16 protein-coding genes and 3 pseudogenes are annotated in these 19,959 nt (G+C 41.4%); 2 read left to right on the forward strand and 17 right to left on the reverse strand.

Annotated features, from left to right (window positions below; all coding sequences use genetic code 11):
* Positions 1-302 precede the first annotated feature (302 nt).
* Together AC2VE5_RS18420 and AC2VE5_RS18425 are read right to left on the reverse strand one after the other, a co-directional pair.
* Positions 303-1,901: an alkaline phosphatase D family protein gene (locus AC2VE5_RS18420; RefSeq protein ID WP_486889168.1), complete on the reverse strand. Its 1,599-nt coding sequence runs from the start codon at positions 1,899-1,901 to the stop codon at positions 303-305.
* A gap of 434 nt (positions 1,902-2,335) precedes the next feature.
* Entirely contained in the window at positions 2,336-3,490 is a 1,155-nt protein-coding gene (locus AC2VE5_RS18425) for an EcsC family protein (protein ID WP_486889169.1), read from the reverse strand.
* Between the two features lie 226 nt (positions 3,491-3,716).
* On the opposite strand from AC2VE5_RS18425, the gene AC2VE5_RS18430 reads away from it, so the two are divergent.
* Entirely contained in the window at positions 3,717-5,306 is a 1,590-nt protein-coding gene (locus AC2VE5_RS18430; protein WP_486889170.1) for a glycoside hydrolase family 57 protein, read from the forward strand.
* Here AC2VE5_RS18430 and AC2VE5_RS18435 read toward each other — a convergent pair.
* Together AC2VE5_RS18435 and AC2VE5_RS18440 are read right to left on the reverse strand one after the other, a co-directional pair.
* On the reverse strand, positions 5,291-5,443 hold the full coding sequence (locus AC2VE5_RS18435; RefSeq protein ID WP_486889171.1) for a hypothetical protein: 153 nt from the start codon (positions 5,441-5,443) through the stop codon (positions 5,291-5,293). The two genes, AC2VE5_RS18430 and AC2VE5_RS18435, sit on opposite strands and share 16 nt — an antisense overlap.
* 70 nt (positions 5,444-5,513) lie before the next feature.
* Positions 5,514-6,191, reverse strand: a complete 678-nt coding sequence (locus tag AC2VE5_RS18440; RefSeq protein WP_486889172.1) for a Uma2 family endonuclease — start codon at positions 6,189-6,191, stop codon at positions 5,514-5,516.
* Between the two features lie 145 nt (positions 6,192-6,336).
* Between AC2VE5_RS18440 and AC2VE5_RS18445 the strand changes: the two genes are divergently transcribed.
* On the forward strand, positions 6,337-6,636 hold the full coding sequence (locus tag AC2VE5_RS18445; protein WP_486889174.1) for a ssr2422 family thylakoid membrane protein: 300 nt from the start codon (positions 6,337-6,339) through the stop codon (positions 6,634-6,636).
* Positions 6,637-6,682: 46 nt separating this feature from the next.
* Here the strand turns inward: AC2VE5_RS18445 and larB are convergent, their stop codons facing one another.
* The 13 genes and pseudogenes from larB to AC2VE5_RS18510 form a co-directional block, all read right to left on the reverse strand.
* Positions 6,683-7,462 carry a nickel pincer cofactor biosynthesis protein LarB gene (gene larB / locus AC2VE5_RS18450; protein WP_486889175.1) on the reverse strand — a complete coding sequence of 260 codons (780 nt, stop codon included), beginning with the start codon at positions 7,460-7,462 and terminating at the stop codon, positions 6,683-6,685.
* Positions 7,463-7,473: 11 nt separating this feature from the next.
* Positions 7,474-9,262: pseudogene (locus AC2VE5_RS18455) on the reverse strand (ABC transporter substrate-binding protein).
* Positions 9,263-9,287: 25 nt separating this feature from the next.
* A pseudogene (locus AC2VE5_RS18460) lies at positions 9,288-11,061 on the reverse strand (ABC transporter substrate-binding protein).
* Positions 11,062-11,143: 82 nt separating this feature from the next.
* Positions 11,144-12,928, reverse strand: a complete 1,785-nt coding sequence (locus AC2VE5_RS18465; RefSeq protein WP_486889176.1) for an ABC transporter substrate-binding protein — start codon at positions 12,926-12,928, stop codon at positions 11,144-11,146.
* Positions 12,929-12,968: 40 nt separating this feature from the next.
* On the reverse strand, positions 12,969-13,400 hold the full coding sequence (locus tag AC2VE5_RS18470; RefSeq protein ID WP_486889177.1) for a peptide chain release factor 1: 432 nt from the start codon (positions 13,398-13,400) through the stop codon (positions 12,969-12,971).
* Entirely contained in the window at positions 13,397-13,885 is a 489-nt protein-coding gene (gene ispF / locus AC2VE5_RS18475) for a 2-C-methyl-D-erythritol 2,4-cyclodiphosphate synthase (protein ID WP_486889183.1), read from the reverse strand. Before ispF ends, AC2VE5_RS18470 begins: the two co-directional genes overlap by 4 nt.
* Positions 13,886-14,114: 229 nt before the next feature.
* On the reverse strand, positions 14,115-14,612 hold the full coding sequence (locus tag AC2VE5_RS18480; RefSeq protein WP_486889178.1) for a pyridoxamine 5'-phosphate oxidase family protein: 498 nt from the start codon (positions 14,610-14,612) through the stop codon (positions 14,115-14,117).
* Positions 14,613-14,710: 98 nt separating this feature from the next.
* Positions 14,711-15,700, reverse strand: coding sequence for an arsenosugar biosynthesis radical SAM (seleno)protein ArsS (gene arsS, locus AC2VE5_RS18485; protein WP_486889179.1), 990 nt, complete (start codon positions 15,698-15,700; stop codon positions 14,711-14,713).
* A 78-nt stretch (positions 15,701-15,778) separates the two neighbouring features.
* Complete coding sequence (gene arsM / locus AC2VE5_RS18490) at positions 15,779-16,747, reverse strand: arsenosugar biosynthesis arsenite methyltransferase ArsM (protein ID WP_486889184.1); 969 nt, start codon at positions 16,745-16,747, stop codon at positions 15,779-15,781.
* Positions 16,748-16,836: 89 nt separating this feature from the next.
* On the reverse strand, positions 16,837-18,063 hold the full coding sequence (locus tag AC2VE5_RS18495; RefSeq protein WP_486889180.1) for a DNA adenine methylase: 1,227 nt from the start codon (positions 18,061-18,063) through the stop codon (positions 16,837-16,839).
* Positions 18,063-18,887 carry a hypothetical protein gene (locus tag AC2VE5_RS18500; RefSeq protein ID WP_486889181.1) on the reverse strand — a complete coding sequence of 275 codons (825 nt, stop codon included), beginning with the start codon at positions 18,885-18,887 and terminating at the stop codon, positions 18,063-18,065. The genes AC2VE5_RS18495 and AC2VE5_RS18500 overlap by 1 nt, the downstream gene beginning before the upstream one ends.
* A gap of 278 nt (positions 18,888-19,165) precedes the next feature.
* Positions 19,166-19,315, reverse strand: a pseudogene (locus tag AC2VE5_RS18505) (winged helix-turn-helix domain-containing protein); the annotation flags it as partial.
* A gap of 44 nt (positions 19,316-19,359) precedes the next feature.
* Positions 19,360-19,581, reverse strand: a complete 222-nt coding sequence (locus AC2VE5_RS18510; RefSeq protein WP_486889182.1) for a hypothetical protein — start codon at positions 19,579-19,581, stop codon at positions 19,360-19,362.
* Positions 19,582-19,959: the final 378 nt, after the last annotated feature.

Below are 19,959 nucleotides of genomic sequence, written 5' to 3' on the forward strand. Positions count from 1 at the left end.
TTACTTTCTGCTTGACTGTCTCTAGGTCTAGATGAGGACAGGCTTGCGTTACTTGACTCCTGTACATTTATCTTTGCCAAAGTTCTCTCTATTTAATACTCTACTACCTCTGACCACAACTTAGTATCAATATCTGATTGGGAGATAATTCCACCTAGTCCCCAACTTTTCGGGGCGAAGGGGCAAAATGCAGCATTGGTAGTATCGAGAGATGAGCGATTGTAGAAACGCAAAAAGGGAAGCTTGAAATTGTTTACCCATAGATTCCAAGCTTGCCACAAAGGGTTAAAGAATGCTTGTACTTAAATACGTTGAGCGCCCGATCGCCCATTCTCAACTACAAACGAGGCTAAGGTGCTGATAGTTGCATTGCGATCGAGGATTGTAGATACTGCCCGGTAATCGCTCTGCCAGGCTTTGCGGGTTAGATGACAACGGACGTACCCGCGAAAAGCACCATCAAAAAACTTAGTATGAGGATTGTCAGCTAAAGCTGCAGTTACAGGCGCAATAAATGCACTAGGAAAGTCGGACGCAATAGAAGTTCCGACAAATTCTGTACCTACAGTCGGCGAATCTACCAAGCTAAAGTCTGTTTTGAGATCGTGTACCCAACTTGAATGAATGTCCCCTGTAATTACAACTGGATTTGATGGTTTCTTCTTGTCTAAAAAGTCAAGCAATCGACTGCGGGCGGCAACATAACCATCCCATTGATCGACGTTGAATACTTCTACTTCAGGACGCGCGTCAAAGTCATATTCCGCCAACATAGTTTGTTGAGCAATAACGTTCCACCGAGCCTCGGAACGATCTAAACCATCCAACAACCAGCGTTCTTGCTCAAATCCAGTCATCGTCGCATTTGGGTCAAAAGCTTCTTCACAACGGGGTTTGAGTCCATCATTGCAAGGCTGATCGCTGCGGTATTGACGAGTATCTAAGACATTGAACTCGGCTAAATTACCAAAAGTAAAACGCCGATACAACTGCATAGCTGCCCCTCTAGGCATTGATGAGCGACGCAAGGGCATATGTTCGTAGTATGCCTGATAAGCATTAGCCCGTCGTGCCAATAATTCTTGTTGGCTTTGGTCGTCTTCAGCAATCGCACCCGCGTAGTTGTTATCGACTTCGTGGTCGTCCCAAGTAACTATCCAAGGAAAAGCTGCATGAACGGCTTGCAAATCTGGGTCAGTTTTGTATAGAGCATAGCGGTTGCGATAGTCAGCGAGGGTAACTATTTCGTCACTATTATGCTGGCGCGGTCCGCCAGATTGAGGTCCGTATTCGTAAATATAATCGCCTAAATGCACAACCAAGTCGAGGTCTTCTGCTGCCATGTGTTTGTAGGCGGTGAAGTAGCCATTTTGCCAGTCTTGACAAGAAGCAAAGGCAAAACGTAACTCCTTGGGGAAATCCCCTCTAGCAGGCGCGGTACGAGTGCGTCCAATCTGGCTGAGTTCGTTGCCTACTTTAAATTGATACCAATACCACCGCCCAGGTCTAAGTCCGCGTACGTTTACTTTTACTGCGTGAGCGGATTCTGGTCTTGCATTTACTGTGCCACTTCTGACGATTTGGCTCATGCTTTCGTTCGCTGATACTTGCCACTGTACAGGTACAAGATAAGGGGGCATTCCCCCACCCTCCAAGGGACTAGGAGCTAGGCGAGTCCACAACACTACACTATCTGGCAGTGGATCTCCTGAAGCTACACCTAGACTAAATGGGTATCCTGATAATACTGGTTGGGCAACTACTTTAGTTGAATGCTGACTTGCGAAGCCCTGCGTGCGCGCTTGCGCTATCGTAATTCCGGTTAAGGTTCCGGTTCCTACTAGCAAGCGACGGCGGTTGATCTTACTCGATAGCAGGCGCTCAAAATTAAAGTTGTCCATTTTGGGTAAGTTTTTGCGGTTACTTTATTCAATGGAGGGCAACTCAAATAAAGCCAAGCAAACATCAGCTTTGCATTTTTTTACTTAGCTGCAAACTTCTCAAGATACTTTTAAATTAAACAGGACTACGTTTTACTTATTTTTGTAGTAAGTAGTTGATTTATTTTTAACTAAAAATATGATTAGTATTGCTTGATTTTATTGCGAAGCCCAACACAAACTTACCAACTCAAAATTAACGCCTGGTCAACCGCTCGTTAACATTGACTTAATCTCCAGAGATTTTTATCTATACTTTGAAATTGCGACCGAGCATCAAAACACAGAAACCTTCCGACGGAAAGTTTCTATTACATTTATTTTTCCTAAAATCAAGATACTTCTTTGCAAATATGCAAGTATTTTTAGGTAGAAATTCAACTAAGGGCAAAAGTTTAAATTGCCGGATCGTTCATCATCGACTTAATAGAATTTAGATCGAGGTCAAATTGACGAGCGATCGCATTTATCACTTCAGTTGCGGCGGGAGTCTGTGCGCCATCGGCTTCCCCAATTCGGTAGCATTGAGCCAGTAACGGAATTGCAAAGTCGCGGTTGAGTTGATTAAGCAGCGTATCTAAGGGCTGAGGCGACTTAAAATCTTCAGCAATAACTTTGAGAGAAGCTGGACTAATATTTATCGCTTGCAGTTGGGGTAAAAGTTCATCCCAAGATTTTGCTGGATGAGTAGCTAAAATTGTATGCACTAAAATTCGATCCATGACAACTTGTTGAGCGATCGCAGTTTCTAAATATTTCTCACTTTGTTGCTTGAGATCGTTAATAGTTGTTGACTCTACTTGTTGGGGAGACTTTAACTTGGCTTCATAAAATCTACAAGCAGCATAGCCCAAAGAATACAACATTGCCGCGTTAGAACTTGCCCCAATAGTTGCCCCCGCAAAAGGTACATTCCTTAGCAAACCCAAGCCTACGGCTTTTAGCAATCGACTACCACCAAGCCCTAAACCAAAAATGCCTAAAACTTCACCCCGACGCGCTGGATCTTTCAAGTCGAGTCCATACACCGCCGCAATTTGATAAATCATCTCCGCTTGTAAGCGCGTTGTCGCCGCCAAATCTACCGCTAATAGAGCTAGGGCTATTCCTGGTAAAAAACTGGTGGCAAGCCCAATACCGCCTGCTTGAGTGGCTTTCTCCACCATGATGCGATGAGCAAGTTGGCTTGGGGATTCGTGAGGATATTCTTGCTGGAGTTTTTTAACTGCGCTTTGGGCTTTGGCAACATCCACACTATTAGCAGCACCCAGCAGCCAATCGAGATTGAGAAAACGAGTCAATCGCCGCACAAACCAATTACTACCCACGTTATCGATAGTTTCTCCCGCACCTTTAGTGACTTGAGAGAGCAAATCGTGAGTGAGATCTGCCGCCTCTTGTCCCGCATCTAAAGCTTTGCGGAAAGCCGCGTCACCTATTTCTGCAACGCTTTTAGTTACATAATCGAACAAAGAAGGGGGATTTTTTGGTTGTTTTTCCAAGTTGGTCATGATGGCGGGGCGATTGCCTTTAATTACATCTCTAGCCATAGTTGTAATTAAAAAGTAAGCTGAAAAACATCTATCTAACGCCCATACTTTGAATAATAGCCCCACGTCAAAAGTAAGAACCCAGGCGATCGCAACTTACAGTTTCTCCTGCTACCTCTTTCGGCATAAAATTCTTACAATATCTAGTTTCTAAAACGCGATCGCCCCTGGCGCTACCCCTTGGGTTAATCGCACCGAACTATTACACCCAATCATTGAGATTACTATGGCTATTGGCTATGTCGCTCTTGTCCTCCACGCTCATTTACCTTTTGTCCGTCATCCTGGAAGCGATTATGTACTAGAGGAAGAATGGCTTTATGAAGCTATTACAGAAACTTACATTCCCCTATTGCAAGTATTTGAAGGCTTAAAGCAAGACGGCATCGACTTCAAAATTACTATGAGTATGACACCACCATTGGTGTCTATGCTCCGCGACAAGCTGCTGCAAGAGCGCTACGATCTTCATTTAGCCCAGCTAGAAAAATTAGTCGCCCAAGAAGCCGAACGCAACAACAATAACGGTCACATCCGCTACCTAGCTGAATATTATGTCAAAGAATTTGGCAACGCTCGGAAACTATGGGAACGCTACAAGGGCGATCTTGTTACTGCTTTTAAGCAATTTCAAGACTCGAATAATCTAGAAATTATTACCTGCGGCGCTACTCACGGCTATTTGCCGCTCATGAAAATGTACCCCCAAGCAGTTTGGGCGCAAATTCAAGTAGCTTGCGAACACTACGAGCAAACTTTTGGTCGTCCGCCTAAAGGTATTTGGTTGCCTGAATGCGCGTACTACGAGGGGCTAGAAAGGATGTTAACGGATGCAGGCTTGCGGTACTTCCTAACTGATGGGCATGGTATTCTCTACGCCCGTCCGCGTCCGCGTTTTGGTAGCTACGCGCCCATCTTTACCGAAACTGGAGTAGCAGCTTTTGGGCGCGACCACGAATCTTCTCAACAAGTATGGTCGTCTGAAGTTGGTTATCCGGGAGCGGCAGAATACCGCGAATTTTATAAAGATTTGGGCTGGGAAGCAGAATACGAGTATATTAAGCCCTTTATTATGCCCAACGGTCAGCGCAAAAATACTGGAGTCAAATACCACAAAATTACTGGGCGGGGTTTGGGATTATCGGATAAAGCTCTTTACGATCCTTACTGGGCAAAACAAAAAGCCGCCGAACACGCCGCGAACTATATGTACAATCGGGAGCAGCAAGTCAGTAATTTGCACGGCATTATGCAGCGCCCGCCAATAATTGTTTCTCCTTACGATGCTGAATTGTTCGGTCATTGGTGGTATGAAGGTCCTTGGTTTATCGATTATTTGTACCGCAAGTCTTGGTACGATCAGGGAACTTACAAAATGACCCACCTCGCAGACTACTTAAGGGAAAATCCCACGCAACAAGTTTGCCGTCCTTCGCAGTCTAGCTGGGGCTTTAAGGGATTTCACGAGTATTGGTTGAATGAAACTAATGCTTGGGTGTATCCTCATTTGCACAAAGCCGCAAAAAGAATGATTGAACTGGGGCGAAGAGAACCCGCCGATGAATTGGAGTGGAAAGCGCTAAATCAAGCTGCTAGAGAAGTATTGCTAGCACAATCTTCTGATTGGGCATTTATTATGCGGACGGGGACTATGGTTCCTTACGCAGTTAGAAGAACGCGATCGCACCTCATGCGTTTTAATAAGCTCTACGAAGACATTAACATCGGCAAAATTGATAGCGGTTGGCTCGAAAAAGTTGAGGAAGTAGACAATATTTTCCCCCAGATCAATTACCGCGTTTATCGTCCAGTGTAGGTTTTAAAAGTTAATGGCACTAAACCGAGTTTAGTCCAGTGCGATCGCTCTAAGGGCAATTTTACAGGGTAACAAGGTGCGATTACCCAATGGGTAGCGCCAGGGGCGATCGCGGCGGATTTTTTAGCTAAGAGCATTACTAAAAACTTATAGCGGTTCGCACTTGAGTGCAGTACACCTTAAGCATGACCTCACAGTAATTAAATCCTAAAGCTGTACTTTATCGGAATGAGAACTGCTGTATTTTTGTGTTTGGGATTTTACCCAGTTTCTAAAAGCTTTAATTGTGGCGTTTCTACCTTCAATCTTACTCTGCTCAACATATTGAGGAATAACATCAACTAAAGGCAAGCTAGGGAAGTTGCGGCTAATATTTGATTTAACATACTTGCCACTTTCTAACACATTTATTTCTAAACTTTGACCGTTGTATCGCCATAGTTCCGGCACTCCCAAAGCTTCGTAATTATTAAGACGAGTGCGAGAGGTAATGTCAATTTCAAGTGCTAAGTCTGGCGGAGGATCTATACTAAGGTCTATCCGCTTTTTGCCTCTAATTGCTGCTTCATTTTGGATATAAAAGCATTGATCGGCTTCTACTCCTCCAGACATCTGCTCATTTTTGTAAGTAGTAGAACCAAGAGGTCTAAATTCAATATTAAGTTCTTCAAGTAGCGCTTTTACTAAGTCGCCAATAATTTCTTTATCATCTTCATGTTCTGGCAGTGGGGTCATTATTTCCAATAGTCCCTGACTATAATTAACTCTAGCTGCACGCTTTTCTCCCAATTCTTCTAAAATATTTTCATACATCTGCCAAGAAACATTTTTTAGTAACAATTGTTGCCCAGGTTGAATCACTAATTGATTTAATTCTAATAGCATAAATTTACTCGCAAATTAATACTACAAATTTGTCTAACTATATAAATATAAGTATAAGCTTCCTGTTGGGAGTTGAGAAATTGCCTTAAAATCATCTCAATCTAACAGTCATAATAAAAGTACAGGCTTTACAGCAAGTAGCAAAATGAGCGCAAATCAATCAGATACACCTAGTAATTTTGAAACGACAGTTTTATCGGAGTTGCGTCAAATTAATCAAAGGTTAGACCAACTAGAGTCAAACCTTGAGAAAGTCGATTACAAGTTTGATACTTATCAAAAAGCGTCTGATTCAATGGTAAGGTTGGCAACGACGATAATTGTAGCGGCGGCGACAGTTGCTGCGGTACTTCCTTCGGCGTTAAGTGCGTTCGTGAAACGTTCGCTTTGCGAAATCGATCCCTTAATTAATGCCTTGGTTACTGGCGTAAGTGCGGGAGCGTAATTTAAGACACTTAGGGCTAAAAGATTGCTTTAACCCTTATTTCTATCTAAAGCTTATTTAACTTCGCCGCCGTTCGTAAAATCTGCCCTGCCAAAATTGCCGCGCCAAAGCCATTATCAATATTGACAACTCCCACACCCGCCGCACAAGAATTGAGCATTGTGAGTAGGGGTGCAAGTCCACCAAAACTAGCCCCGTAGCCAATGCTAGTAGGGACAGCAATCACCGGACAATCGGCTAAACCTGCAACTACACTCGGCAATGCTCCTTCCATTCCTGCGACCACAATTAGCACGGAAGCGGAATCTATGACATGACGATTGTTGAGCAAGCGATGAATCCCCGCTACCCCCACATCCCACAAACGCTGTACTTGGAATCCACACAGAGTCGCTGTTACCGCCGCTTCTTCCGCGACAGGTAAATCTGCTGTCCCCGCCGATAAAATAGCAATAATTCCAGGGTGTTGAGGGGTGACTTGTTCGGGAGTAAGGGCGCAAATTCTCGCAGCCTCGTAATACTGCAATCCAGTAACTTGAGTTTCTAACTGTGCGTAGACATTCCTTTCAATCCGCGTCGCCATCACTACCGGGTTACGGAGGCGCATTGCTTCAATAATTTGAGCGATTTGGGTAGGGGTTTTATCTTGACCCCATATTACTTCTGGGAAGCCAGTTCTGCGAGTGCGATCGCGATCGATACGGGCAAAATCGCCGACAGTGTCGTAACCAGAGTGTTTGAGCTTTTCTAAAGCAACGGTGGGATTTACTTCGCCTGTAGCTACAGATTGAAGCAGAGTTTGCAAGTTGATGTCAGATTGAGTCACAGTTAATTTAGTTACTTTGCTACTACCTTGAGTTTATATTTATCCCACAATGTTCCGCCTTGGGAGCCGAGGGCAGAGTATTCTACTCCTTGGATGCGATCGCTCGCGTACTGCAACTAAAGACAAGGGGCTAACTAGGTGTATAAAGGGTAAATATTCTTGAGTTAATCTTTGAGTTTCGGCGTAAATTTCTTTGCGCTTTGTTTCGTCTAATTCTTGAGAACCTCTAATATACAACTGTCCGATTTTTGCCTCCCAATCGGCTACTTCCCTTCCTGTAAGCGGATCTTCTCCTGGGGGTTCTTTTTGGTTAAAGCTATGCAAACCACCATCTGGCAACCATACATTAGCGCCATCGTGGGGTTCTATGCCACCCGTAAAGCCGAGCAAGTGGCATTCCCAATCTAGAGTATTTGAAAGCTTATCTGTAAGGGTATTAAAAGCAATGGGGTTGTAATCAACTTGAATACCGATTTTGCTTAAATCTTGTTTAATTTGCGCTCCCATAGCGACGCGAGTTTTATTTTCGCTATTTGTGATTAACGAGAACCTGACTCTATTGCCTTTAGAGTCTAGTAATTGTTTTTTGTTGTTGTATTTAAAACCTGCTTGTAACAATAATTCTTTAGCTTTTTGGGGGTTGTAGTTGTACGCTCTTAAGCCTTGGTCTGGAGAGATGTAAAAAGGGCTTTGAATATCTATTGGTGAATCTTGTAAATTGCCCAATCCTCGAAAGACATTATTGAGCATTGTTTGTCTGTCGATGGCATAGGCTACGGCTTGTCTAAATTCTAGGTTATTAAACCAACGGGATTTAATAGGATCGATAAGCGGACGGTTATTTCTTTTCCCTTTATTTAAATTAAAGGTGATAAAAACCTTTTGAAACCTAGCACCGCCATTGTAAACCGTAAACTTTCCGCGTTTTTCTTCTCGTTTGAGTAATGAAAAGTTTTCTGGAGAAATTTCTACAACGTCTAGCCCTCCAGAGCGAAATTGCAGAATAATTGTATCGGTAGATTCAATAATTTGCCAAACAATCCGCTCAATATAAGGTTGGGGGTTTCCTTGCTCGTCTTTACGCCAGTAGTAAGGGTTACGTTCAAATATTACTCGCTGACCAGGGGCGTAACTTGCAATTTTATAAGCGCCATTAACAACAACTTTACGAGGATCGGTATCGGTTCCCCAAGTAGAGAGAAATTGCGGTTTCCCTTTAGCATCTTTGGTATTAATAGACTTTTCTAGAATGTGTTTTGGTAAAATACCGACAGAATTAGTTGATGCTCCTGTCGTCGTGCTAAGAAAAGGTGCAAAAGGTTCGGGAAAGATAAATTCAACTTGGCGATTACTTATTTTCCTGATTTTAGGAAAAACACCCCTTGCACCTACCTTCAAAAAGTCTTTCCAATCGGTGGGAATCGCTGGATTAAAAATTATATCTTGATAGGTAAAAATCACATCGTCGGCGGTAAGCGCCTCGCCATCTGACCATCGCAAACCCTCTCTTAAGGTAAAAGTAATTCGTTTTTTATCTTCCGAAATTTCCCAAGATTGGGCTAAAGCTGGCTCAATTTTGGCTGTAATTCCGTTAAGGGTAGTCAATCCTTCGGTAGTAAATAGAAAAACATGAGGAAACTCTTGATTGAAAGCGTAGTTAAAAGTTTTCGGATCGCCAATAGTGCTAGTAACTAACTGCGATACTTGCGCTGCTTGGGTTTTCAACTCCGTTGGGTTGCAGCTAGTGAGGCTAAATATTAGTAAAATTGCCAGCCAAAATCGCCAGAATATAAGAATCATTTTGAGATTTGTTCGCGTTTTAATACTAATCTTCGGCAACTTTCATTTCATGAATATTCCAGAGAGTTCCCCCTAAAGCAGAAAATTCAGTATTTTGGAGGCGATCGCGCATTGCTGCTAAAGCCAAAGGATTAACTAAATGAATAAAAGGTAAATACTCTTGCGCTAAACGCTGAGTTTCTGCATAGATCGCTTTACGCTTGGTTTCATCTACTTCTTTTGCTCCCTGGATATACAAACGACCAATTTTCGCTTCCCAATCTGCTACTTCTCGCCCTTCTATGGGCGGTTGTCCTGGCTGCGGTTTTTGATTAAATGGATGAAAGCCACCATCTGGAAGCCACACATTAGCGCCGCTATTTGGCTCAACACCACCTGTAATTAGCCCAAAATAACATTCCCATTCCAAAGAGTTGGTAACTCGGTCTACAAGTACGGCAAAGTCAACGGGATTAAAATCTACTTGAATACCAATTCTGCTCATATCTCGTTTGAACTGAGAACCAACCGCATCCACCGTTCGATTTCCCGCTTGACTTAGCATGGTAAAACGCACTCGGTTTCCCTCTACGTCTAGCAATTGACCTTTATTGTTGTACTTGAATCCGGCTTGTGTTAACAATTCCTTTGATTTTTCTGGGTTATAGTCGTAGACTTTTAATCCTTGTTGAGGTGAGAAATAGTAAGGACTTTGGACAGAAATGGGTGAGTTTTGAAATTCGCCAATTCCGCGAAATACACTATTTAGCATAGTTTGACGGTCGATACCGTAAGCTACGGCTTGTCTAAAAGCTACCGTATTGAACCAACGCGACTTAATTGGGTCTACTAATGGTTTGCCTTTTCTATTGCCTTTATTGAGATTAAAGGTAATAAAAGTAGTGCCAAAGTCAGGACCGCCATTATAAATTGTGAATTTTCCGCGATTTTCTTCCTTCTTGAGCAACTGGAAAGTTGCAGGTCCTATTTCTAAAATATCTAAGCCACCAGAACGAAACTGAATTAAACCTGTATCTGGTGATTCGACAATTTGCCAAATCAATCGTTCAATGTAGGGTAAAGCATTGCCTTGAGCATCTTTGCGCCAGTAGTAGGGATTTTGTCGAAACACTACCCTTTGATTTGCGCCGTAACTTTCTAGCTTGTAAGGGCCGTTACCAATAACGGTTTTGGGGTCTGCGTCGGTACTCCAGGTTGATAAAAACTGAGGTTTTCCTTCGCTATTATTGGTAGTTATAGATTTTTGCAGGGAGTGCGTGGGTAAAATAGCAACTCCCCCCACCGTTCTTAAAAAAGGTGCAAAGGGTTCTAGAACAGTAAATTCCACTTGGCGATCGCTTATCTTGCGGACTTTTGGTAAAGTCCCACTTTCACCAACACGGAGAACATCTCGAAAATCTGTCGGAATGCGCTCGTTTAAGTAAACGTCATTGTAAGTAAATACAATCATCAACGGTTAATGGTTCTCCATCCGACCACTTTAGCCCTTCTCTAAGGGTAAAAACAATTCGTTTGCCATCGTCAGAAGTTTCCCAAGACTGAGCAATCCCCGGTTCTATTGCTCCAGTTTTGCCATTTTCAACAGTCAAGCCTTCATAAATAAACCCAAAAACACTAGGTGATGATTGGTTCAAAGCATAATTAAAGCTTTGCGGATCGCCGGGTGTACGAGCAACTATTTGAGTTACTTGGGCAGCAGAAGACTTGAAATCATTGGGATTGCAGCCACTAAGGGCGATCGCCATTGCAACGGTTAGCAATCCTACCAACCACCGCCTCATCAAGGGAAAAATCAACATCTCTGGCAAAGTTACTAAAGCTCTTTGCATCATAGTCTACAAGTTTTTTAGCCATATAGGGGCGTAATGCTTTACGCTCCTACTACTCGTCTATCTTAAGTTCGTAGATATTCCAAAACGCGCCTAAAGCCGAAAATTTCACACCTTGAATGCGATCGCGAATTGCCGCCATAGTTAAGGGATTAACTAGATATATATAAGGCAAATACTCTTGAGTAATGCGCTGCGTTTCGTCATAAATTGCTTTGCGTTTGGCTTCGTCAAACTCCTGCGCGCCTTGGATATATAGATCGGCGATTTCTTTTTCCCAATCTGACACTACACGCCCTTCTATAGGTGCTTCCCCTGGGGGTGCGCCTTGATTGAAGCTATGCAATCCGCCTTCGGTTAACCAAACGTTTGCACCATCGTTGGGGTCTACTCCCGACCCAATTAAGCCGCCAAAATAACATTCCCAATCGAGAGTATTGTGTAGCTTTTCGCCGATTACCGTAAATGCGATCGCATTTAAGTCTACTTGAATGCCAATTAAGCTTAAGTTTTGCTTAATTTGGGCGCTCATTGCTTCGCTAGTTTTTCCTCCCGCATTTGTCAGCATTGTAAAACGGACACGATTATTATCCGAATCTAGCAATTGGTTTTTATCGTTGTACTTAAATCCAGCTTTTAATAATAATTTCTTGGCTTTTTCTGGATCGTAATTGTAGACTTTTAGCCCATCTTGAGGCGAAAGATAATATTTGCTTTGGACATCAATAGGTGAATTTTGAGGTTCCCCCAAGCCGCGAAAAAGGTTATTAATTATACTTTGACGGTCGATAGCATAAGATATTGCTTGTCTAAATTCTAAAGTATTAAACCACCGCGATTTGATTCGATCTATTAAAGGTTTACCGTTTCTTTTCCCTTGATTAAGATTGAAGCTAATAAAACTTTGCCCGTAAGCTGCGCCGCCATTGTAAATAGTAAACTTTCCTCTTTTTTCTTCCTTTTTAAGTAGAGAGAAACTAACTGGAGAAGCCCCGACTATATCCAATCCTCCCGAACGAAATTGAAGTAGCGACGTATCAGTAGATTCGACAATTTGCCAGATAAATCTTTCTATATATGGCTGAGAATTGCCTTGCTTATCTTTACGCCAATAATTAGGATTGCGGCGAAATATCAATCGCTGACTGGGATTATAACTTTCTATTGTGTACGGTCCATTAGTGACGATTTTTTTAGGATCGGTATCTGTTCCCCAGGTAGCCATAAAACGGGAATTTCCTTCGGAATCTTTAGCTTTTACCGACTCTTGCAAGGCGTGTTTTGGTAAAATTGCGATCGCGCTGGTAGAGTCGCCAGTAGTGGTACTGAAAAAAGGTGAAAATGGTTCTGGTAAGATAAATTCAACTTGGCGATCGTTGAGCTTTTGCACTTTAGGGAAAGCCCCACTTACCCCAATTTTAAGATAATCTCTAATATCTGTAGAAATTTCCTGATTAAAAACTATATCGTTATAAGTAAAAACAACATCATCTGAAGTTAGCGGCTTGCCATCCGACCATTTTAAACCCGGTCTGAGATTAAAGACAATTTGTTTTTTATCTGGTGATATCGTCCAAGATTGAGCTAATTCTGGTTCGATTTCACCTTTACCGTTGATTGTTGTTAGTCCTTTAAATGTCAAGCCAAAAACATTCGGTGACTGTTGATTTAGAGCATAATTAAATGTTTGCGGATCGCTAAGAACGCTTACTACTAACTGGGATGTCTGCGCTGCTTGGGATTTAAAGCTTGTGGGGTTGCAGCCAGAAAAGGCGATCGCAATTACTAGCGTTAGTATAAATGCTACCCACTTACGCCCCCGATTGTAAAAAGTCATAATCTATGTATAGTTTGTTAAAAGTTGCTATCAAATATATTTATCGCCAGTAGCGCTTACCTTTCCAAAATACTCCTAAAATTATGCCAGTTAACTGTAGTTGATTTACGCCTGTTAAAAGGGCTGGTATGGGAATGTAATTCCTAATTATTAAGCCGATAATTAGACATAATATTAAAGACCAAAGTACCCCAGCATTAATAAAAACTTGCTTCTCTACAGTTTCTAGGAGAAATACAGCTAATGCGCCAATACCAGCCCCGATCGCACCAACAGTAAATAAAGATAATAAAGGCGAATATAACGTTGCACTTAATATATTGATGATTGTAAACTGCGTACCCTCATCCAATTGATTGGAAATCAACCACAGCACCAACTCTATAGTTATGACAATTGCAAAAGTCATGCTGGCAACGATAATTAGCGAAGTCCATGGTAGATACTTAAGTTGACGTAAGGGGTTGGTCATAGTTCACTAGCTACTAATAAAATTACTGCATGGGCGGCAATACCTTCTTCTCGTCCTACAGCATCTAATTGTTCGTTTGTAGTTGCTTTAATCCCGACACAATCGGCAGATATTTGTAAAACTTCCGCTAGGCGATCGCGCATAGTAGAGATATGCGGTTTCAACTTCGGACGTTCGGCGACAATTACCGAATCAATATTGCCAATCTTCCAACCGCGATCGCTAATTAACTGATTTACCTTACTGAGTAATACTAAACTATCTGCCCCCGCCCACTGAGGATCGTTAGGAGGAAAATACAGCCCAATATCTCCCAAAGACAAAGCGCCTAACATTGCATCCATAATTGCATGAGTTAGTACGTCTGCGTCGCTATGTCCTAGCAAACCCAACTCATGGGGGATTTCTACCCCTCCCAAAATTAAGCGGCGATTGGTGCTTAGTTGGTGAATATCGTAGCCATTACCAATACGGATATTAATCATATTTGATATCATATAACAACTATTTTATTAAACCTACCTCCCTGCGATCGCAATAGGCAAGTAACTTACTGCTTTCCTTGAATATATCTAGTTCTAATGAGTTACAAAGATTACTAAACGCCTTTTTGAAAAGTAAATATTAGGATTAATATCTCTAATGGTTTTAAAGTTAAAAATGACACATTTATTATTTCAATTGAAACAATGAATGTGTCATTCATGTAATTAGTTAAAGTCCTTCAATTTTGGCATTGTCGCCAGGATTACCAATCTGTTTACCTGTAGCTAGTGCTTTGGCAAATCCCAATAGTCGGACTACTTTACTAGATGGAGAGTCCCAATATTCAGCTTTATCTACACTAACTTTTAGTAACGCCAGTTGAGGATCGTCTAATCCATCCGGAAACCAGGCTTTAAATAAGGGATTCCATAGTTCTTCTATTTTTGATTTGTCGCGAACTAATTGGGCTGTACCCGATACCGAAACATACTTTTGATCTTTTGGTTCAGCGTAGCTAACGTTGACATGGTGTTCATGCTGTACTTCGTTAACTTTAGTCGCGTCGGCGCTAGTAAAAAACCATAAATCGCCATCAAATTCAAATTCTTGGGTTGCCATTGGGCGGCTACGTAAAGTACCATCTTCTTCAACGGTAGTTAGCATGGCAAACTTGATATCTTTTATCATGTCATGCAACTTTTTAATATTATCTTGGCGATCGTCCATTAGCTTTTGCTTGTTTATTAACTATCAACTATCTACAGATAACATTCATATTGGGCAGTATTGTTCTATCTATAGTAGAGTCTGCGCGAGTTTTGGCTTCACTCCACCAAAGCACCGCCACAACTAGAACCACTTCCCGCCGTACAACCGTAACAATAAGGCGCAGTTTTAATTTCGTTAATCAAGTCTAAACTTCCTGATTCTAGCAACTTAGCAACTGTTAATATTTCCCCATTACAAGTTTTGGCAGGTAAGTTTTCCATTTGATTGAAGTCGCAGTCATAAACATTACCCAAATAGTCAATTGAAAGCTCGTTTCTACACATTAAATGCTCAACGGTACTAGAATTAAAGCTTGACTCTAAAAAATGCAAATAAGGTTTGTGCAGCTTTTTGTTTTCCAGTTGAAACTTAGTTCGTCCAATTGGTAAATTTGTAATGGTATATAGATTATTAAAAACAATATTAAAATGTTGCTGTAAATAGGATTTGTAGTCTTGCTCTAACTTTGCTTGCTCTGGAGTTAAACTAAATTTATCTGAGGCTGGTATAGGTGGATTGTATACCAAATCTAAGATTAAATTAAAGTCTTTTCCGTAACCTAATTGATTGAGACGTTGCAACGCAGCAATTGAATCAATATAAACACCTTTGCCGCGCATTTTATCAACATTATCTTCTAAATAGCATGGTAAAGAAGCAACGATTTTAACTTGGTTTTTAGCACAATATTTTGGTATATCTTCATACCCTTCAACAAAATAAATCGTCAAATTAGAGCGGATAATTACTTTTTTACCTGCATTTTTTGCGGCTTCTACTAAAGGCTTAAACCCATAATTCATCTCTGGCGCACCACCAGTAAGATCGACCGTTTGAATTTGCGGAAATTTATTAATAATTTCAATTAGTTGTTCGCAAATTTCTAGGCTAAGTTCTTCAGTTCTTTTAGGACTTGCTTCTACATGACAGTGGGTGCAAGACTGGTTGCAGCGTTTACCAAGATTTATTTGTAAGGTAGTTATTTCTTTTTTAGTTAAAGGTAGATCTAATTTATCTTTAAAAGGTTTTATTGTTGCTTGTACCATAATTGCTAAATATATTGTAGGAACATTGAAATAGCTTGGATGAATATATCCAAGCTGTGCCACTTCTTTAGTTGTTGCTTAACAACAACCGCCACCGTCGTAGTACCAAGTAGAATTAGTAACAATTACATCTTTCGGTACAATAGAGGCAAGTTTTGCCGCAGTTTTATCGCAGACGGCGGCGGGAATACCGCGCTGGAGTATATGCCCTGCATTATCGTCAAAAATTGGTTGTTTTCCAGTATAGATAGCCGTTTTACCTGTAAAAATACAAGCCCCATCTTCAGGAATTGGAACTTTAAAAGAGACAGAATCAAGACTTTCTAAAAGTAAATGATTGTCTAAATTGTAGCTATGACTATCTAAAAGCCGATAAGGACGACGCGATCGCACTTCCACTTGTCCAAAGCCTGCATCTATAATTCGTGCTGTATATTCCTCATAAGTCAGCGCCCCCGATAGACACATTGCTCGTAATTGCTCGTCTTGCTGCAAATGAGCGGGGATAGGACGAGTAGCAATAGGATCGCTCATTTGCAAGCGTCCGCCTGGTTTCAAGACTCTGTACGCCTCTTGCAGAGCGATAGATAAATCCGCAGGCTCAAAAATATTAAACAAGCAATTTTGAGCAACTACATCTACCGAAGCATCAGTTACAGGCAATTTAAAAGCATCCCCAGCCCTAATTTCGACAAAATTTGGTTCAAACCAGGGGTTTTCTTGAGCGGCAATTTGTAAATTACGGGCGGCGGCTTCGCGCATAGCGGGGACTGGATCTACGGCAATAACTGCCCCCGCACGACGAGAAAAATAAGCAAATTGCAAGGCTTCCAAGCCGCCACCAACCCCTACATAAAGCACTGTAGGTTGGTTTGCAAGCTCCGCCGCGTGGACGGTAGTACCGCAACCGTAGTTCATTTCCTGCATCTGGGTAGGAACAATTAACCCTGGCAACTGCAAAGGGGTACTTTGAACGCAGCACAGCCCGATTTGGGGGGTTTCTGCTACTTCACTATAAAACTGGGCGGCGGTTTCAAGATAGGTCATGGGCGATCGCATTTTTAGCTAATTTTAATGTTTTATTTTTAGGTGCAATAGCTCCTACAGACACATATACAGAAGTTTGACTCTTATATTTAACCTGCTGACCAACTTGCAGAAACGCAGTATTCATACAAAGCTTTGTTACAATTGCGTTTTCTAACGATTTCAGAATGAATCTTTGAGTAGCCAAGAATGCTCATAGAATCAGAAAGCAAGGCTGCTGTATCGACCATATTGCCGTAAAAGGTTGAATTACCAACAATGTAGTGAAGTTCAGCACCGTTTTCCAAAATAGATTTGATTGAGCTTAAATGTAAGTGCATATCATGAAAGTATTTCAAGACGTAAATCGCCAAAAGCGCTGAATTTTTCCCTTCAGACCTCTTTATATTTTTTACAGTTGAGAAGATTCGTTGTGGTAAAGTTTCTTCTGTCATCTTCCAAGAGCTAAGACGGCTAGTTGCAATTCCCCAAGTTCCACCAATTGCTAACCAATCTAATTCACCAGCCTCTTGTGCCTTATTTAGAAATTTTGTCCAATACATATATGGACGCAGTTCGCGAATATAGCTAATCCGATTCGGATAAGGCGGCGAAGTTATGACCTTATTTATTTTAATATTATCTAGGCTGACTATATTTCGAGCATCTACTTTCAAGACTTTTGCATTACCAACAATAGTCTTTTCGGATGCTCCGAGTATAAGATCGAGGATGTCTAAAAAAAGTTTCTCAACATATTCAATTTTATGGTGAGTCACTAAATCATTAAATGACATAGAAATATGATTAAAAGCCGCCGATGAAGTTTCAATTATCAAGCGAGAGAATGCAATCCAAACAATACTGTATTCGTCGTTCTCTCCAGGCTCTCCAAATTGTTTTACTAGGGCAGTTCGCAGAGATGCAAGGATTTTGAGCGTATAGCTAGACCACCACCGCTCAATGTTGAATATTTGTGGTGTCCAGTTGTCTCGATCTACTTGACTTTGATATTCTTGCAAAGCTTGCCACACTTTTTCACGAATATTTAGCAGGCAGTCTTTAGTATAATTCCGATACTTAGCATTTCCAAGCCAAATAAGAAACGGGTTTATGTCAAATGCAAATGCTTGATTCCCTCTTTCAGCAGCAACAAGACCTGTTGTAGCTGTACCAGAAAAGGGATCAAGTATAATTGCTTCCGTATCAACCGAAGATAAAAGGTTTTCAACAAGCTTCACTCCATAAGCTGGCGTGAGTCGAAGCCATCCATGTCGCCCAAGACTGCGATTGGCTTTGAAAGTATAGTCAGATCGTTGTTGAACAGTCGGTATCATCACTCTGCCCTGAGTAAAACTTCTAATGTGGTGTAAACTTCACTTTTAATTACCTCAGAGTTTCGATGGAAGAAATCTGCCAAGTCATAGCCCAAAACTTCTTTGGAGAAAACAAATAGCGAAATTTGACTACTACCTGATGTAATGCCAATGATTATTCCTCCACGACTATTCCGGTAACGCAGCACCAAGTCTGTATCGATCTGAGAGGAAAAAATTGCAAAGACTGGTAGATAACCGTTTGCCCAGGCAACAGCAATATTATCTATGTCAGCGTTTTGTCTCTTGCTATCTTTACTTTTATATCCTTGCCGGACTTCAAACACGGCTCCGTTTAATGGTACAGGTACACTGAGAGAGATACTATAGTCTGCTATCCACTGAACAACTCTTGCTCTAACATCAGCATTCTGAATTTCGTTAAGTTCTAGTCGCGCATCCAACGACAAAGTTTTGTTCTTATCGTTTTTGGTCTTTGCAATGTAAGACCATAAAGCATACTTTGGATCTTCGTATTGTGCTTGGTCAATTATTATCTGTCTGAATAGGTTTTCACAACCTTTTCCAATCTGTCGATAAACTGAGGTCATTCCCCCAGCTGCTTTGTGAGCAGTATACATCAAGTCTGAGTCAAGACCAATCCATGAATAGAATGGGTCTGCGCCATAGATTGATAAGAACCGCGCCAGATCCAGCCCTTCCTCTTTATTACCTAGACCGAACTTAGGCTTGTATCGTCTGCATACTCTTATAGGATCTAAAAATCTTTTGAGGTAAAGGCTCTCATTTGTCACGGCAAATCTTATATTTTCTACTTGAACCAACAAAGTATAACGTGCACTTGACCCTGGGCATCTTGTGCTAAGAATCTTGAGGCTACTAACCTAACGTGTAACCGCAGCAGTATAACGACCAAGCTCAACGGCGGTAGACAACCTTTGACATCATCAATATCTCGCACCCTTTTGTTACAGAACACTACTAGACTGCTATCAAGTTCAACTTATTTACGACTTTTCCAATATCTAGGTTCTCGACTGCTATATATTCGCCAGAATAATTATATAGTCTTGTTCTGGGGAATAACAGTCTAAATATTTCTCTAATCTCGCAGCACATAACCTACACTACGCACGGTTTGAATTAAACGCTGTTCGCCCGTTGCTTCTAACTTCAAACGCAGATAACGAATATAAACTTCAATAATATTGGAGTCGCCCATAAAGTCATAACCCCGGACTTTTTCTAATAATAGATAAACATTCCAGCTTTCTGCGATCGCCTCCAATACGACGATTACTGGGCTTCACGATTTGACTGTTGAAACTCTAAAACTTTAGAATATAGGCTTTCTACTGATTCTTGCTCAAAAAGCTCATCTTTGAGTTTCAGGTAATCTCCGCTACCTAAATTACAAGCTGCCCAAAATCGAGCAACCTTTGATGGATCCATATTCGACAACAGCACTTGCAAACCTTCCTGTAAAACTTGTTGCTCACTCTTTACTTGGATCGTCACTGCTTATCTCCAACACAGAGTTTACTAGGTTCATTCCTTATAGCGTTAACCATAAACATTGATTGATTTTTCCTTATCACAACTGATGACTAAGTCACCGTTGAGCTAATCAACGTCGTATTTTATTATCGTGAACGTACATAAATATTATATTCTCATATGGAAGAAGAGCAGACCAAATGGCAAGTCCAATAGTAATAAGCCAGTAAGGTCGAGCGTAAGCTGAAACTAGATTAATTTTTTCATGATTTATACCAATTCTTTATGAAGCTGCGCTAAATAAAGCTTCAAGGATGAAATTGTAAGAAGTGAGAGAAGCAATCGTCTCAGGAGTGATGGCAAGGAGTGCATCAGTTAACTTCTGCTGTAGTTGTGGGA

The organism is Aliterella sp. E5.1 (genome assembly GCF_057473825.1).